The organism is Legionella bozemanae (assembly GCF_001648595.1).
GTDB classification, from domain to species: Bacteria; Pseudomonadota; Gammaproteobacteria; order Legionellales; family Legionellaceae; genus Legionella; species Legionella bozemanae.
On record NZ_LBAW01000007.1, the window covers coordinates 129,450 to 146,566 of the forward strand.

Here is a 17,117-nt window from a genome sequence, read left to right on the forward strand (position 1 = left end):
GTTGTCTGATTTGTCAGAAACCTCTTTTTTCACTTAGTTATCTCATGAAGATTCACTTAAATTAAAAGGTATTCATAGTATTTTCCCCCAAATTTTAGTACATTAACCAATTTGTTATTTGAAATCTCCAGAGGATTATGTAGGCCATGCTGAATACGTTGATTAAGAAAATGTTTGGAAGCCGAAATGAGCGCACTTTGCGGCGTATGGAAAAGGCAGTAGTGGCAATTAATGCATTTGAGCCTCAAATGCAAGCATTAACTGATGCCGAGTTAGCTGCAAAAACCCAGCATTTTAAAGCACGTTTTGCAGAAGGAGAAAGCCTTGATGAAATGTTAGCAGAGGCTTTTGCTACAGTAAGAGAAGTATCCGTACGTACTTTGGGTTTGCGTCATTTCGATGTGCAATTAATAGGTGGAATGGTTTTGCATGAAGGTAATATTGCTGAAATGCGTACAGGGGAAGGTAAAACATTGGTAGCAACTCTACCCGCATATTTGAATGCTATTACTGGACGTGGTGTGCATGTTGTTACTGTGAATGATTATCTTGCCAAACGTGATAGCCAATGGATGAGCCCTATATTTGAATTTTTGGGGTTGACTGTGGGTGTGATTTTTCCTGATATGGCGCATGCTGCAAAACAGGAAGCTTATCGTTGTGATATCGTTTATGGAACAAACAACGAATATGGTTTTGATTATTTGCGTGATAATATGGCATTTAGCCTTGAAGATAAGGTGCAAAGAGAGTTGAACTTTGCCATCGTGGACGAAGTGGATTCAATTCTTATTGATGAAGCCCGTACTCCTCTGATTATTTCTGGTGCAGCAGAAGACAGCTCTGAACTTTACATTAAAATTAATTCCTTAATTCCTCATTTGAAGAAACAAGAAGAAGAGGGTGGTGAAGGGGATTATACTATCGATGAAAAGCAAAAACAGGCGCATCTTACTGATGCAGGTCATCAACATATAGAAGAATTATTGGTTAAAGCAAAACTGCTGGATCAGGGTGAAAGTTTATATCATGCCAGCAACATTATGCTCATGCATCATGTGAATGCAGCATTAAAGGCGCATGCTATGTTCCATCGTGATGTGGATTATATTGTTAAGGATGGACAAGTTATTATCGTCGATGAGCATACTGGTCGAACAATGCCTGGTCGAAGATGGTCTGAAGGATTGCATCAAGCTGTTGAGGCCAAGGAAGGGGTTTCTATTCAAAATGAAAACCAAACTCTTGCTTCAATAACATTCCAGAATTTCTTCCGAATGTATAATAAATTATCAGGAATGACTGGGACAGCGGATACAGAAGCTTATGAGTTGCAGCAAATTTATAATCTTGATGTTGTAGTAATTCCTACAAATAAACCTATGGTACGAAAAGATGAGGCTGATCTGGTTTATTTAACTCAAAAGGATAAATTTCAAGCAGTTATAGAAGATATTCGTGAGTGTATTGCTCGCAAGCAACCTGTTCTTGTGGGTACTGTTTCGATTGAAGCATCTGAGTTTTTAAGTCAACTTCTTAAAAAAGAAAACGTTAAACATCAAGTACTTAATGCCAAATTTCATGAAAAGGAAGCGCAAATTATTGCTGAAGCAGGCCGGCCTGGTACGGTAACTATTGCTACAAATATGGCAGGTCGGGGAACTGATATTGTTCTGGGTGGAAGTTTATCTGCGGATTTGGCTCAATTAGGTGAAAATGCGAGTGCTGAAGAAATAGAAGCGGCAAAACAGTTGTGGCAAAAACGTCACGATGAAGTCATTGCAGCCGGTGGATTGAGAATTATCGGTTCGGAACGTCATGAGTCCCGTCGAATTGATAATCAGCTACGAGGACGTTCGGGCCGTCAGGGAGATGTGGGAAGCAGTCGCTTCTACTTATCTCTTGAAGATAATTTAATGCGTATATTTGCGTCTGAACGTGTTGCATCGATGATGCGCCGTTTAGGAATGAAACCTGGAGAGCCTATTGAGCACAGTTTGGTAACCAAAGCAATTGAGAATGCTCAACGTAAGCTTGAAGGACATCATTTTGATGTACGAAAGCAGCTTTTGGATTATGACAACGTAGCTAATGATCAAAGACAAGTCATTTATACTCAACGCGCTTCGATCATGGAAATGACGGATACTGAGGAAATGTTAAATATAATGCGGGAGGAAGTGATATCGAATCTTGTTGATACTTATATTCCTCCCCAAAGTTTGGAAGATCAGTGGGATCCAAAATCTTTAAGTGATATTTTGGCTGATGAATTCAAACTTAAAGCCCCTGTGCTCGAGTGGATTGAAGAGGATCATCATATTCAGCCAGAACAAATTAAAGAAAAAATTCTTGATCTTGCTGCACGGAAATATGATGAAAAAGTCCAGCAAGCGGGTAGAGCTACGATGTCGCAGTTTGAAAAATCCGTGGTTTTGCAAACTTTGGACAATCAATGGCGAGAACACCTGGCGGCAATGGATCAATTGCGTCAAGGAATCCATTTGCGCGGTTACGCGCAAAAAGATCCAAAGCAAGAGTATAAAAAAGAAGCTTTCACTTTGTTTACCTCTATGCTTGATAATTTAAAGTATGATGTTGTTCGTTTAGTTTCTTCAGTAGAAATTCAAACAGAAGAAGATGTTAATGCAATTGAAGAGCAACGACGCGCTGAGCAAGTTAGTAAGATGAGCTTGCAACACGGCAATTATGCTGATGAACAGGATGAGGAGGCAGCGACTCAAACATACAGACGACACGAGAAAAAAATTGGTCGAAATGATCCTTGCCCGTGTGGTTCAGGTAAAAAGTATAAAGCCTGTCATGGAAGCTTGGCGTGAACATCTCAGTTGCCGTAGCAGTTATTATTGATGAGCAACAACGTATCTTAATTACCCAACGTCCTTTGCATCTTCCTCATGGAGGATGTTGGGAATTTCCTGGCGGTAAATTGGAAGTAAATGAATCTTCGGAATCTGCATTGATTCGAGAAATCAAAGAAGAAATTGGAATAGAAGTTCGACATTATAAATTACTCGGTGAAGTAAAACATCAATACTCTGATAAATCGGTAAAATTAATTATTTTTCTTGTCAGTCAATATGTTGGGGACCCTTTATGTTTGGAAGGACAATTGGCTATGAAATGGGTTTATCAGCACGAACTAAATCCGGAGCATTTCCCAGAAGCAAATCGTGAAGTCATTACAATGGTGCAGGATTATTTACTATGTAACGAACTTGTGAAGCAGTAACTGTATTGCTTTAATATATATCATGATTATGCAGACTGCTAATAAGCTTGCGAAGCCTTGCAACGGAGTTCTAAGAAACCATGCTGGGCCGCGCTACGCTTAGCACGGCCTACTTAATTATTTGCAAGAGGTGCGAGGTTTCTGAATTTAATTGAAATCAAGGTATAATGGAGCATGATCTGAGACTTCATCACTCAGAACAGCGAATTCATTAACAACTATATCTGGTGAGGTTAGGATATAATCTGCAAATTTTTCTTCTTTTTTATAGTAACGGGTTCTTGTTGAGCTAATGTTGTTAATTTTTATCAAATTATTCATTCCTTGCTCAATAATGTTCATGCTTTCGGTGTCAGGTCTTAAGTTAAAATCACCACATAATATTTTAGGCGTATTGATGGTATCCATAAAATGACGGATACGTTGGGACTGATTGATTCTTTCTGGGGTATCTTTTTTACCTTGCCCATTCCAGAGTCCATGAACATTAAGAACAGAGTAAGTTTTTTTGTTAATTTCACATTCCACCCATTGTAAATCTCTAGGATGATTTAATCCTATTCCCGGATAATGTTGTTTTTGATGGATATTTATATCTCCCTCGCCTAAGATATCGATATTACTTTTCAATAGCATCGCAATTCCATAAATATTTTCAACGGCAGGTTTGAAAATAGGGAAATGATTAGGAAGGAGTTGTTGTAAATCAGAAAAAATATTCAGACTAAGTTCTCTATCTTCTTCAGTTACAGCTTGATGAGCATTGCAATATACTTCTTGTAAACAAAATATATCAACATCCTGATATTTATCGATAAAGTTTAATAAGGGGTTTCTTAAGTGGCCTCCCCATAAGTTTAAGGTGATCAATTTCATTATCGCTAAATTCCTTGTAGAAAAGCCAAAATTCCCCGCTCAACCGTTATGAAGTAAAAAAATCTATTATAAATTTTGGGATTCTCGAAGATATTTAGAATGTAAATCATTTACTCTCCTGGTTAATTCAACAATTTCCATATCATTAACAATTATATCATCTGCATTTTCTAAACGCAGATGAGTATTAGGCTGAATGGATAAAATAGCCTGCGCTTGTTCTTTACTGCATTGATCACGCTGCATTAATCGCGATATTTGTATTTCCGTTGGCGCACGAATAAGCAAAATTTGATTGATATAAGGGTAGGCTTCTTTTGTAATCAGCAAAGGTATTTCTACCATGCAATAAGGAGTTTTACTTGCATCAACTTGTTTTTTAATCTCTTTACGGATGAGTGGATGTAAGAGGCGTTCAAGCCAGTCTCGCTCTTCATGATTCGAAAATATTATTTCTCTTAGTTTGTTACGATTCAGTTCTCCATCATCTTTAAGGACTTTAAGACCATAATGCGCTACAATTTTTTTATATGCGGCTTTATTTTTTTGAGTAATTTCTCTTGATATTTTATCAGCATGAATTACATCAACACCTAGTCCTGAAAAAAGTTCAGCAACTGTAGTTTTTCCACTTGCTATATCACCTGTTAACCCAACGCAATAAGCCATATTTTTAAATCTCATTTTTATTAATGCATGTTACTACATTAATGGAACACGTATAAGGAACAGGACTTTTGTGTTTACAATATGCCAGAGCAGCCAATGCTGCATCTTCACGATTTGGATAGAGATTGCTTCTCCAGCGCAATGCTTCTCTATCAAAAGCAGTACATCGCCACATGGGCATAACATTTACACCATTAACGAATTTGATACAACTTGCTTTGGATACTTTGCAGGTGGCTGGTGCCTTGCTGCCTTTTTTACATGCAGCATAAGAAAGATTTAAAGCCATTTTTTGATAAGCACTTTGTGCATCCCATTTTGTATGGGTTATATCACCTGTTGAGCACTGCCAATAATTACCTTCTAGATTTACTAGTGGTTGAGCAAAACTTGAAAACGAAATACCTAGAACAAGCAAAGAACAACATCCTATGTACTTATTCATTTTTTTTCCCCTTAAGCAATTCAATTAATTGTTCAATATGTAGGGCTTTTGAAAAATACCAGCCTTGAAGAAATTGAACTTCGTTTTGTAATAAATAATCTAGTTGCTCTTTTGTTTCTACACCTTCTGCAATAATAGCTAAATTAATTTTTTTTGCTAAATGAATGATTGCGTCGTTTAATGTTTCGGTGATGGCTTTTGTGCCTATCGCATGAATAAATATTTTATCGATTTTAAGGTAATTAAAAGGATAGTATTGCAGGTAGCTGATACTCGAGTGTCCTGTCCCATAATCGTCTATAGCTAATGAATATCCCGCGTCTCTGAGCTCTTGCATTCTGTCTATATAAATTTCATTATTCATATCGAGTAGGTAGCGTTCTGTTACTTCTAATAATATTTGTCTGCGTGAAATAGAATAGTGTCGCACGAGTTTATAAAACTGAGGAAAAAAATTATCATCAGTAAAATGTAATGCACAAATGTTAAATGATAAATAGAAGGTAGGTTTAGTCCTTAAGATATTCTTAGCTTCTTTAAATGCTGTTTCAATAATTTGTAATGTTATTGGAACAATTAAGCCGGTATTTTCCGCTTCTTCTATAAAAAGATCGGGCATAATGATTTCATCTTGATTATCCTGCCATCTTAAAAGAACCTCAGCACCTGAATAGACATTATTTTTTGTATCAAATAATGGTTGATAAACGGGATAAAATTGCCCGCTCCTAATAGCTTGCTTCATTGCTCCATGCAAAGAATAATATTTGTTAAATAGATTCCTAATTAAAAAATATAATAAAATTGAAAATACTAAAACATAAAGCATAACCAAGATTTGGTTATGCCAAAGATTGCTAATTATAGCTTGATCAGGTTCTGTAACTGTAAGTAAAACACCATTAAGGCTATTTAATTTTGTTGTAGCAAATATTTTTTTAAAGGAAAAGGGTGAGTCAAGAAACAATTTATCTATCCAGGAAGCTTCTTTGATTTTCCCTATTCGGATAATTTCCTTTTTTTGATTGGTGTCATATAAGGTGATTATGTGCTGACTACTTTCTGAGACATTCAGTATCTTTTCAAGTGTTGATGTCATAATAATTATTTCTACCTGATAATCACCAATTTTTTTTTGGATCGTAAAAATTGGATGGTTAAACATTGGTATTTCTAATGGCCCTATAGCTGTCTGCTGTATATTATGACCTAAGAGAAAAGTCTGATTATGAGGCAAGGTAGAGCATATAATCTGATGTTTTTTATCGCGAATTGCCAAACCAGAAAGTTGTGCCTGATTGATAGTTATATATTGAAGGAAAGGAAGAAAGTTATCTTTACATGTCAGGTTTTCCTTCTGATAGGAAGGAATTTGGTGCAAATCCCGAAGAGTATTATTAATAAAGTTATCAAGGTCATATGCGAGTTTCTTGCTTACTTCAGTAACCAAAGTAGAAGAGTTTTTAACGTTATTATGCCAGGTAATGTAAGAAAAGATAATCAGTAAAAAAATGGTAAAAAATATCCAGAATAACTTGAATCGCTTGTAGACAAAAAATGTCATGTTGCTGAATATTTTTCGCATGATTTAAGGCATTATTACATAAGCTCCCTTTATAGAGTGTAGTGTTATTTCCGCTAATTTCCCAATTACCTCATAATCTGTGTTTAATGGAGGAAGCCAATAAAGCGTATTTCCTATTGGTCTAATTAAGGCCCCATGGTTTAATGCGTGCTGATAAACTTTATTGCCTATTCGCTGTTTTCCTGTATCTTCTAGATCGGCGGCTACCACTGCTCCAATTCCGCGAATATTGCTTAATTTGCCTGAAAGTTGTGCAACCTCAGTTAAAGCAGAAAGCATGTATTCACCTAGATTTTGTGCGTGTTCAATTATTTTTTCTTGATGCATAGCGCGAATGGTTGCTAATGCAGCGCTGACCGCCAGCGGGTTTCCGCTATAGGTATGTGAATGTAAGAAGGATTTTCCCGTTGCATAATCGGCATAAAAGAGATCAAAAATAGAGTTGTCAATCATCACACAACTTAGAGGAACAGAGCCAGAAGTTAATCCTTTGGATAAACAAATAAGATCAGGTTCAACTTCTGCATGATTAGAAGCTAACCATTTACCTGTTCGACCCATTCCTGTCATTATTTCATCGGCAATAAGGTAAATATTTTTACTTTGAGCCCAGGATGATAACCTTTTAAGAAAATCAGGACTGTAACACAACATTCCTCCTGCTCCTTGAAGCAAGGGCTCAATAATAATTGCACAGACTTTATCACTGATTGCTTCTAATTCTTTTTCAACAGTGGACCAATATGAATCACAATTGTGCCATAAAGAATCTTCTTTGCCGGAAATGTAAGGAATATTTTGTATGTAATGACAGGTCAGACCAAATGATGTATATGGCGCTTTATACAGCCCCAAATCACTAACACTCATTGTACCGAGTGTTTCCCCATGGTATCCATTTTTAAGAGCAATAAACTGATTTTTCTCTGTACCCTTAATTTGATTGGCATGGATTGCCAATTTCATCGCAATTTCAACAGCACTGGAGCCATCACTGGCAAAAAAAACGTGTTGTTTTTTAGTAATTTTAGCTAACTCTTCTGCCAACTCAACAAGAGCTGGGTGCGTAGTATTTGCTGTAATGACATGTTCAAAGCAATCCAACTGATTTTTTATCGCTGCAATAACTGCAGGATGGCCATGGCCTAATGATTTACACCACCAGCTGGAAATAGCATCAATTAAGGGACCTTTATTGGTATAAAGATAACTTCCTTGAGCTTTTTCAATAATCAAGGGAGGGCATGTTTCAAAGTCTTTCATTTGTGTACAGGGATGCCAAAAATGTTTCAAATCCCGACTGATTAATTGGTGTGTGTTGACCATTTTAAAAATTTTGGTTGACAAGATGGAAGGGCACTTTATCATGTCCGTTAATTAAATAAAACGTGGATTTATAAAAATGTATCTAATTTTCTTTAGAACAATTAGGCTACTTTTTAACATCTTAAATTAGGAGATACTGTTGTGACTCAAGCTAAGAAACATTGGTCTGTTTCTGAAATTACAGCAATTTATGAACAACCTTTTAATGATTTATTGCATCAAGCGGCTACGGTGCATAGAGCAAATCATCAACCAAATTCTTTGCAATTCGCTTCTTTACTAAGTATTAAAACAGGGGCTTGTCCTGAAGATTGTGGTTATTGTTCGCAAAGCGGTCATTATAAGACTCATGTTGAAAAAGAAAAATTGATGTCTGTAGCGGATGTCTTGAAACGTGCCAAGGAAGCCAAAGAGGGTGGGGCGCAACGATTTTGTATGGGAGCTGCGTGGCGTTGCCCCCCCGATAAGGTCATGGGTGAGTTGAAAGAAATGATCCAGGGAGTTAAGGCATTAGGATTAGAAACCTGTATGACGTTAGGGATGCTGAATCAAGAACAAGCCGTTTCTTTAAAAGAAGCTGGCTTGGATTATTATAATCATAATATAGACACATCGCCTTCCTATTATGAAAAAGTAGTTACAACACGCAAATTCAGCGATCGTCTTGACACGATAGAACATGTACGAAATGCGGGAATTAGCGTCTGCTGTGGTGGTATATTAGGCCTTGGCGAAACACGGGAAGATCGTATTGAATTTTTATATACTTTGAGTAATATGGAATCGCCTCCAGAAAGTGTCCCTATTAATCGTCTAATCCCAGTTGAAGGAACTCCTCTTGCAAAAGCAGCAGAAGTTGAAGGGATTGAATTAGTTAGAACCATTGCAACCGCACGAATATTAATGCCACAAAGTATGATTCGACTATCAGCCGGCAGAGTCGGAATGAGTGATGAATTACAAGCTTTATGTTTCTATGCTGGAGCAAACTCTGCGTGGTTAGGTGATAAACTTTTAACGGAAGAGAACCCACAGCGGGATAAGGATGAGGTTCTTTTTGACAAACTTGGTTTAACTGAGATGGCCTAAATGCCTCTAAGCAATAAAATTAGAGATTATACGAATCAGCTGGCACAAGAAGGCATATTAAGAAATAGATTTGTGACAGCTGAAAATTCATCTTTAATTCATTTTGACAGCAATGACTATTTATCTCTAACTCGAGATAAACGTATTTCTGAAGGATATCAACGTGGATATGCCTTGTTCCCTAGCGGGAGTGGTGCATCTATGCTGCTGAGTGGTTATCACGCCAATCATCGTGCTGTTGAAGAAGCATTTGCCAATTTATTAGGTGTAGATGACTGTATTTTATTTTCTTCAGGCTATGCAGCAAACCTTGCGGTTACAGCATTACTTGGCAAATTAAACGTTCATTGTTTTATTGATAAAGAAATACATGCTTCAATTTATGATGGTTTGGCTTTGTCACAGGTAAACTATACACGTTATTTGCATAATAATTTAGATGACTTAAATCGTAAGCTAACCCCACATTTTTTTGAAAGCTCGGCTTTAATCACCGAAGGTATTTTTAGTATGAGTGGCCAATTGGCTCCATTAGCAGAACTCTTTTCTCTTTGCAATGCAAGTCAAAGTGCGCTGATTGTAGACGAGGCTCATTCTTTTGGAGTTTTAGGCAGCCAGGGGAAAGGAGCAATAGCCTATCATGGATTAACCCAAAATGAAGTACCATTACGAATTATTCCATTAGGAAAAGCTTATGCGGCTCAAGGCGCGCTTGTTGCAGGAAAAGCAGACTGGATTAATGCATTATTACAAGCGGGGCGTTCTGTTATTTATTCAACTGCTATAAGTCCGGCTTTAAGTTATGGCTTATTGAATACTTTGGAATTTGTGGTAAATGCTGAAGAGCGACGATTGAAATTAACACAATTGATTGCTTTATTCAGATCTTATATTACACAATCCCCACTAAATTGGACTGACTCAATTAGTCCAATTCAACAGCTTCAATTAGGATGTCCGCATTTGGCTCTATATTATGCCCGCGAGTTAAAAAAACGCGGTTTTAGTTGTTGTGCGATAAGAAAGCCTACAGTGAGCATCAAAGCGTCGGGGTTGCGTGTCATTTTGAATTATAATCATACTCACGAACAAATTCGTGAGTTATTTGATAAGTTAAGTGTAATTTATGAAGATAAACATCCATAGTTATGGAAAAGGATTCCCTCTTATTTTCTTTCATGGATGGGGATTTGATAGTCAGATCTGGTTACCGTTAGTATCTAAACTTTCTATGGATTATCAGCTGATATTGGTAGATTTACCTGGATTTGGCCACAGTTCAATCATGGATTGGGATTCTTTTAAAGAGCTTTTGATGGCTCAATTGCCTCATCAATTTGCGTTAATCGGTTGGTCTATGGGTGGATTGTATGCCATGCGTTTGGCAGTAGAGGAACCCGGCAGAGTAGATTACCTTGTTAACGTTACTTCATCACCGCGATTTTTAAACTCTGATCCGTGGCCAGGCGTCTCACTAGATGTTTTTAAAAGGTTTTATAAAAATCTATCGGAAAAACCTCATGCAACTCTAAAAGAATTTTTGGAGCTTAATGGATTATCCGATAATGATAAACAGCACCATCTGCCTGATAAGCTTCCATCGCAAGAAGGCTTAGAATCAGGTCTTAAAATTTTAGAAACTTGGGATTTACGTGAGAAATTAAAACAGTTTGATAAACCTTCATGTTTTATCTTTGGGAGGCTTGATCCCATCGTTCCGATTAAGACGATGAATTCTATGAAACTATCCTATCCCGAATTTAATTATGTATTGTTTAAACGAGCAGCACACATGCCATTTTTATCTCATATGGGTTTATTTATTGAAGAACTACGAGGATTCATTAGATGAAGCGTTTTTTTATCACGGGTACCGATACTGATTGTGGTAAAACCTACATAACGTCATGCTTAATAAATTACTTTTCATCAGCAGTGGCAATTAAACCGGTAGCAAGTGGATGCATGGAAATAGAAAATAAGCTGGTTAGCAGTGATGCACAAAATTTACAAAAAAATAATATCAGTTTGGATGTAATAAATCCTTGGCGATTTAAGCTGCCTGTCTCACCCCATATTGCTGCACATCGCGAAGGGGTTTGTTTATCTATTACCGAAATTGCAAAATATTGCCTTAATTTGCAATTAGATGGAATAGAAAAATTGTTTATTGAAGGTGCTGGAGGATTAATGGTTCCCTTGAATGACCATGAAACCTGGATTGATTTTCTGCAGATTACCAAGATACCTGTGATTCTAGTCGTTGGAATGAAATTAGGCTGTATTAATCATGCCTTGCTGACAGAAACCGTTTTGCATGCAAACAATATTCAGTGTGCCGGATGGATTGCCAATTGTATTGATCCAAATATGCAAGAATTATCAGCTAATATTGCTACGTTAAGCCAGAAACTTACTTCTCCTCTTTTGGCAAAAGTACCATTTGCAAGTGACCTTTCAGCGATTGATTTTTTCTTTGACTAAGCAATTAATATTGGTTTTTAGCTTATCACTTGTTGTTTGAGTAACTCTATTGTATTTTAAAGAAGAATTCATTTAATGTAAGGGAAAGCAAATGATTACACGAGATAAGTTGATGCAATCAGTAATGACTGCTTTTTTTGTTCTTGTTGCAACTGGAAGTTCAGCAGCAGATGATGGTACTACTGCTGCAACTGAAAAATGTTACGGAATTGCTAAAAAAGGCATGAATGACTGTGCTACGGCTACTGCTTCATGCGCGTCTTCTGCTACTAAAGACAAACAAAAAGATGCTTTTATTTTGTTACCTAAAGGGCTATGTGATCGAATTGTTGGCGGCAGCCTCAAACCTGAGTAAAAATTTAATATACAACTGTTGTAACCTGATATTAAAAATAAGGAAATTAATCATGAAGCAAATTCTAGGAGGCTGGCTTTCGTCATTGCTTATTGCAGTTGCTTTTTCTGCTCCAGTACATGCTGCCCCGGAAACGTATACTCTGGATAAAAATCATACTTATGTATTATGGAGTGCTGACCACTTGGGGTTTACAACTCAATATGGAAAATGGTATGCAACGGGACAGTTGGTTCTTGATAAAGACAATCCAAGTCAAAGTAAAGTCAATGCGACAATTGATGTTAAGGATATGATTACGGGTATTCCTGAGTTGGATAAACATCTAAAAAGTAATTTGTTTTTTGATGCCGAACATTATCCTACAGCAACCTTTGTTAGCAATAAAGTAACGCCACAGGGTGATAATAAAGCAATAGTTGGGGGTATTTTAACGTTACGCGGAGTAAGTAAGCCAGTAGTGTTGCAGGTTACCTTAAATAAAGTGGGAATGAATCTAATTAGTAATAAAATGTCAATTGGTTTTACAGCCACAGGTTCTATAAATCGCTCTGATTTCGGAATCAATGCATTCTTGCCTTCAATAAGCGATAAAGTAAATATTTCTATTGGAGCTGAAGCTTATCTCGATCAGAATAAAAAACAAGATAAAGAACAGGGGCAAGGTAAAAAATAGGATATTTTATGCAAATCAAAAATAGTTCAACCCATTTTGGTATTGTTACTATAATACTTCATTGGATAATTGCTTTATTAATTATTGGATTGTTGATCCTCGGTTTGTATATGGTGTCTTTACCATGGAGTGCAGAGCGACTGAAATTCTATGGATGGCATAAAGAGTATGGTTTTTTAGTCCTTTTTTTGGCGATCTTTAGAATCATTTGGCGATTGAGTAATGAACAACCTGAATTGGCATTACCTTGGCTGGAAAAAATTGCTGCACGTAGTATGCACTGGGCATTTTATGTGTTTATGTTTGCAATGCCAATTACAGGCTGGTTAATTACTTCTGCTGCAGGATTGCCTGCTTCATTTTTTGGTTTATTTACCTTACCTAATCTTGTAACCCCTGACGAAAGTAACAGGGTTTTATTTGAATGGGTTCATGAATGGTTAGGTTATGCACTGATTGCAGCAATCTGTCTGCATACGGCTGCTGCTTTAAAGCATCACTTTATAAACAAGGATGATATATTAAGGAGAATGTTTCCATGAAAATAATTAAGTACTTATTCTTTCTATTTTTCTTGAATGGTATCTATGCAAATGCGGCTTCTTTACCTGAATGGACACTTGTTCCTAATGAAAGTAGTATAAGCTTTACAGCAACGCAAAATAATGCTCCTGTTACTGGGTCTTTTAAAGAATTTACCGCCACAATAGCCGCAGATCCCGAGCATTATCAAGACAGTACTGTTGACGTAGTAGTGAACATGAATTCGCTGACTACTTCATATGCAGAAATAAGTTCAATATTACTTGGCCCGGACTGGTTTAATGCTAAGGAGTTTCCAAAAGCGGAATTTAAGTCGTCTAAATTCACTAAAAAGGATGATAAAAATTATGAGGCCATTGGAACATTAACTATAAAAAATAAGTCGGTCCCTGTAACACTTACCTTTACTGCAGTAGAGTCACCTAAAAATCATCTGCTTGTCGAAGGAAAAACTACAGTAAAACGGTTGGATTTTGGTATTGGACAAGGCGATTGGTCGAGTACAAGTGAAATAAAAGACGAAGTAACTATAAATTTTAAAGCAGTTGCTACACGTAAGTAATAAGAGCATTCAATGTGTTAATGGAAAACTAATTATAGTCTGGTGTTTTGTAACTCCAGGCTATAATATTACATGCTAATATAGTAATCATTAAAGCCAGACATTGAGGCCGAAATTAGTCATGATCTAGAAACCATTTTTCTTTTAATTCGAGAAATTTAGCTTTTTGCTTATCGTTTAAAAGTGCAAACATTTGATGTTGTATTATTATTCTTGTTTTTAACATAGAACTTCTTATTCTATTTACTTTTTCTATTAAAGCATCAAGTTTTGCTTCATCAATTTTCTCAGCTTTTAATAAGGAATTTATTTGTTTGCGCAGTAATCTAAGTTGAGCATAGCTTTCTTTGAGAGAGGCTCTAGCTTTTTCTCGATATGCTTTAAGTTTAGCTTTTTGATCCGCATTGAGATTAAGCTCTTGTGCTAACCTGTCAAATCGATGATGGGAATCACAATGTTTCGAGTCACCGATACAAGCATAACTTAGTTGACCAAAGGTTAGTACGAATGCAATTATTGATAACCAAAGAAGTTTTTTACTCATTATCCATTCCTCATAATATTAAACTAACTTTCCTGTCATATATCATCATTGATGAACAGATCTAGTATAGACTAAGGAATAAATAAACGCAGTATTATGTCATGAATTATGATTTTATTTTGTTCGGTTGTGCTATAATTTCACCACATCAATGATAAAGAAAATATAAACTATGTACATTAAACGTGAAGAAAGAAAAGATAAACAAGCAAGCTCATCACCAGCAAATCAATTCTTCGAAATTGATTTTATTAAAAATATCGTAAATTCAAATTCTGGATATGTCCCATCTACTCAACTAACAACCATGCGAGAAGTGACAAGAAAAGTAGATCGACGAGGATTATTAGCGGATGCTAGCAGAGCATTTGATAGCAAAGACGGGCTGATTTTAAAAGCGAATTTTTTATTTGAGGCAGTGCTTCTTGGAGATTTTTATCAGCTTTCCTTAAGTAAAAGTAGTTTGAATGTAGATAAAGACTTTAGCCGCTCCAGCTTAATTAATTACTTGGAAAGCTATCATATATTAAATGAAAAAGATTTAAATGAATTAAAAGAAATTATTAATGATGTGAAAAACATAAAGATTGAAAAAATTTTAAGTACCGATACCGGCGTGTCAGCTCGTTATGTGTTATCTATCCAATGCCCAGATAAAAAAAATTCTAAATTTAAAATTGACGATATAAGTTTATTGGGGCAAATGATTACACGAATAGTTACACCACAAATATATGCTCCTTATATGGATTCCGAAGATGCTGACACTCCGGAATTTCGAGACAATTTTTTAACAAAATATAACCACAGCGGATTTGAAACCATTTTTAATGGTCATTTCTCTCTCTATTCTGGCTCCGTACCATTTTATAAAATTTATAAAGAAAATAGTGATAAAGAGAATGAAAACCTTCTTTCCGCATATGGCTATCTTGAAATAGCCTATTATTTGCTCACTCAAGAAAATGTGAGAGACAAGGAATATAATGAAGCAAAACATTTTTTTGCTAAAGCGGTTTTTTCATTTAATAAATTTTATTTTTCCCGTGGTAATACAAGTACTCATTTGGTATACATTGTATCTCCAATGTTGGCAACGATGAATTTGTTGGCTGACAAAGAAAAAAATATGGATACAGCCGAATGCATTAAAATTTTAGAAGCCGCGAGTATTTTTCATGATGTTTTTTTAGACAAAATGAAAGACATTTATAAAGATAAATTCGAGCAAGTTAGCTTTGAGTTTTTAGGTGAGTCAGCCAAATTAGAGCAATTATGCCAAGACGTTGTGAATCAGATCAAAAATTCTCAGTCAATGCCGTTGGCTCATTTGTTTTTCAACGCAAAAAATATATCCCTGGAAATTAAGTGTGATCTTTTAGATGGGCTGAAGCTAACAAATGAAGAAAAGAAGAAGATACTGCAAAATTTAGTTATGCAAGCTGATACATTATGGCATCAAGCGGATATAAAAGAAAAATATTTGATGATTTCAAAAATTTATCAACCTTTAATCGAGCTAATGGATAGTAAAGAGCTTGAGTCGTTACTTCAATCACCAAACGCTTCAATCGAAGTCAAAACAATGATTTGTCGAAATTTAACTCGTAGAACCAATATGAGTGACGTTAAGGAAGTAGATCATTTAATCAATCTTATTAATGATTTTCGTTGCTCTCTTAAAGAAATGAAATTAGAAGCAAACAGTTTAAAAGATAAAGACGAACTATGCGAGAGTTTATATAAGTTATTAGCGTTACAGATGAATCTTATCATGGAGACCGAGGAGCCAGTTTTAGCTGACACGTATTTAGATAATTTAATTGAACAGTGGCGACTTTTCCCCAACGAAAAGAAACAAGAAAAAGTACAAGAAAAACCTATTGAAAAAAATGATCAAAGACCTGGTCTATTTTCACAGTCAGAATATCAGAGAATGCAACTACGACAAATCCAAAAAGAGAAAGCAACTAAATTTTATTTGGAAACCGTGCCATGTCTTTTACCCAGCTTATCGGATCAAATAGGACAAACTCAGGTTTTGCTTGTAAAATTAAAAGAGTTAATGCCTCATGTAATAGACAAAGAAGAATTTCATTCAAGCTTTTTTCCAGATAAGGCAGATAGAGACCAATTAGAATCACCATTGATGACAAACGTTAATTCATCTCTTGTCATGATAAAAGAATTAGAAGGCATGTTTCAAAAAATTAACAGTACTGTTACAGAGCTTAAAAAATATAATCATCCTCAAGCGGCTGAGCAATATGATCCTCTGAAGGAGAATGTACAACAAAAAATTGCAGCAGCAAAGGCAAATACGACTTATAATCTTGATGTTCAAATGATAAGAGTTGAAAAACTGCTTGCTAAGGCGAAGGATAAATTCAGCCAATTATCTACCCAGCTCATCGTGAAAAATAGCTCGCTGAAAGATATTTATAATGATTTTTTAAAACCGGCAGAAGAAGCTTATGCCGAAATGGAAAAACTCGCTGACAAATATTTAGAATCCGCTGTGAGATTAGATGGCATTATGGATGATAGTATAAAAAGAGAAAATAATCAGGGATACTATCCTATGAATTGTCCATAATAGCTAATATTTACATCTTAGTAACCATTCACACAACAGTTTAATATAAGGCGGAACCCTTTTTTGCATAGGGGTTCTCTGAATTTTGTCCTTGCATACGCTGTATATTTTGTG

17 protein-coding genes are annotated in these 17,117 nt (G+C 35.9%); 11 read left to right on the plus strand and 6 right to left on the minus strand.

Translation table 11 applies throughout. The features are described from left to right. Positions 1–146 precede the first annotated feature (146 nt). Positions 147–2,840: a preprotein translocase subunit SecA gene (gene secA / locus A8O27_RS08470; RefSeq protein WP_058459826.1), complete on the plus strand. Its 2,694-nt coding sequence runs from the start codon at positions 147–149 to the stop codon at positions 2,838–2,840. Continuing rightward, on the plus strand, positions 2,837–3,253 hold the full coding sequence (gene mutT, locus A8O27_RS08475) for an 8-oxo-dGTP diphosphatase MutT (protein ID WP_058459827.1): 417 nt from the start codon (positions 2,837–2,839) through the stop codon (positions 3,251–3,253). The genes secA and mutT overlap by 4 nt, the downstream gene beginning before the upstream one ends. A 147-nt stretch (positions 3,254–3,400) precedes the next feature. On the opposite strand, the gene A8O27_RS08480 is transcribed toward mutT, so the two are convergent. The 5 genes from A8O27_RS08480 to bioA form a co-directional block, all read right to left on the minus strand. Beyond that, a complete protein-coding gene (locus tag A8O27_RS08480) occupies positions 3,401–4,129 on the minus strand; it encodes an endonuclease/exonuclease/phosphatase family protein (RefSeq protein WP_058459828.1) in 729 nt (242 codons plus the stop codon). A gap of 66 nt (positions 4,130–4,195) precedes the next feature. Then, the gene (gene coaE / locus A8O27_RS08485; protein WP_058459829.1) at positions 4,196–4,798 is read right to left on the minus strand and encodes a dephospho-CoA kinase; all 603 of its coding nucleotides are present in this window, start codon (positions 4,796–4,798) and stop codon (positions 4,196–4,198) included. A gap of 4 nt (positions 4,799–4,802) precedes the next feature. Beyond that, positions 4,803–5,243: a hypothetical protein gene (locus tag A8O27_RS08490; RefSeq protein WP_058459830.1), complete on the minus strand. Its 441-nt coding sequence runs from the start codon at positions 5,241–5,243 to the stop codon at positions 4,803–4,805. Beyond that, on the minus strand, positions 5,236–6,807 hold the full coding sequence (locus A8O27_RS08495) for an EAL domain-containing protein (protein WP_235810533.1): 1,572 nt from the start codon (positions 6,805–6,807) through the stop codon (positions 5,236–5,238). The genes A8O27_RS08490 and A8O27_RS08495 overlap by 8 nt, the downstream gene beginning before the upstream one ends. Positions 6,808–6,831: 24 nt before the next feature. Next, entirely contained in the window at positions 6,832–8,154 is a 1,323-nt protein-coding gene (gene bioA, locus A8O27_RS08500; RefSeq protein ID WP_058459832.1) for an adenosylmethionine--8-amino-7-oxononanoate transaminase, read from the minus strand. Between the two features lie 141 nt (positions 8,155–8,295). Between bioA and bioB the strand changes: the two genes are divergently transcribed. The 8 genes from bioB (at position 8,296) to A8O27_RS08540 (ending at position 13,863) form a co-directional block, all read left to right on the plus strand. Continuing rightward, the gene (gene bioB / locus A8O27_RS08505) at positions 8,296–9,243 is read left to right on the plus strand and encodes a biotin synthase BioB (RefSeq protein WP_058459833.1); all 948 of its coding nucleotides are present in this window, start codon (positions 8,296–8,298) and stop codon (positions 9,241–9,243) included. Then, a complete protein-coding gene (locus A8O27_RS08510) occupies positions 9,244–10,389 on the plus strand; it encodes an aminotransferase class I/II-fold pyridoxal phosphate-dependent enzyme (RefSeq protein WP_058459834.1) in 1,146 nt (381 codons plus the stop codon). Continuing rightward, the gene (locus tag A8O27_RS08515; protein WP_058459835.1) at positions 10,370–11,095 is read left to right on the plus strand and encodes an alpha/beta fold hydrolase; all 726 of its coding nucleotides are present in this window, start codon (positions 10,370–10,372) and stop codon (positions 11,093–11,095) included. Before A8O27_RS08510 ends, A8O27_RS08515 begins: the two co-directional genes overlap by 20 nt. Next, positions 11,092–11,727, plus strand: coding sequence for a dethiobiotin synthase (gene bioD, locus A8O27_RS08520; RefSeq protein ID WP_058459836.1), 636 nt, complete (start codon positions 11,092–11,094; stop codon positions 11,725–11,727). The genes A8O27_RS08515 and bioD overlap by 4 nt, the downstream gene beginning before the upstream one ends. A 91-nt stretch (positions 11,728–11,818) precedes the next feature. Continuing rightward, positions 11,819–12,082 (plus strand): BufA1 family periplasmic bufferin-type metallophore, encoded by a 264-nt coding sequence (locus A8O27_RS08525; protein WP_058459837.1) that lies wholly within the window; start codon positions 11,819–11,821, stop codon positions 12,080–12,082. A 52-nt stretch (positions 12,083–12,134) separates the two neighbouring features. Further along, positions 12,135–12,758 carry a YceI family protein gene (locus A8O27_RS08530; protein ID WP_058459838.1) on the plus strand — a complete coding sequence of 208 codons (624 nt, stop codon included), beginning with the start codon at positions 12,135–12,137 and terminating at the stop codon, positions 12,756–12,758. 8 nt (positions 12,759–12,766) lie between these two features. Beyond that, the gene (locus A8O27_RS08535) at positions 12,767–13,300 is read left to right on the plus strand and encodes a cytochrome b (RefSeq protein WP_058459839.1); all 534 of its coding nucleotides are present in this window, start codon (positions 12,767–12,769) and stop codon (positions 13,298–13,300) included. Continuing rightward, positions 13,297–13,863, plus strand: coding sequence for a YceI family protein (locus tag A8O27_RS08540; protein ID WP_058459840.1), 567 nt, complete (start codon positions 13,297–13,299; stop codon positions 13,861–13,863). The genes A8O27_RS08535 and A8O27_RS08540 overlap by 4 nt, the downstream gene beginning before the upstream one ends. A gap of 115 nt (positions 13,864–13,978) precedes the next feature. Here A8O27_RS08540 and A8O27_RS08545 read toward each other — a convergent pair whose 3' ends face one another. Then, the gene (locus A8O27_RS08545; RefSeq protein WP_058459841.1) at positions 13,979–14,407 is read right to left on the minus strand and encodes a Spy/CpxP family protein refolding chaperone; all 429 of its coding nucleotides are present in this window, start codon (positions 14,405–14,407) and stop codon (positions 13,979–13,981) included. A 172-nt stretch (positions 14,408–14,579) separates the two neighbouring features. On the opposite strand from A8O27_RS08545, the gene A8O27_RS08550 reads away from it, so the two are divergent. Continuing rightward, the gene (locus A8O27_RS08550) at positions 14,580–17,003 is read left to right on the plus strand and encodes a hypothetical protein (protein WP_058459842.1); all 2,424 of its coding nucleotides are present in this window, start codon (positions 14,580–14,582) and stop codon (positions 17,001–17,003) included. Positions 17,004–17,117 lie beyond the last annotated feature (114 nt).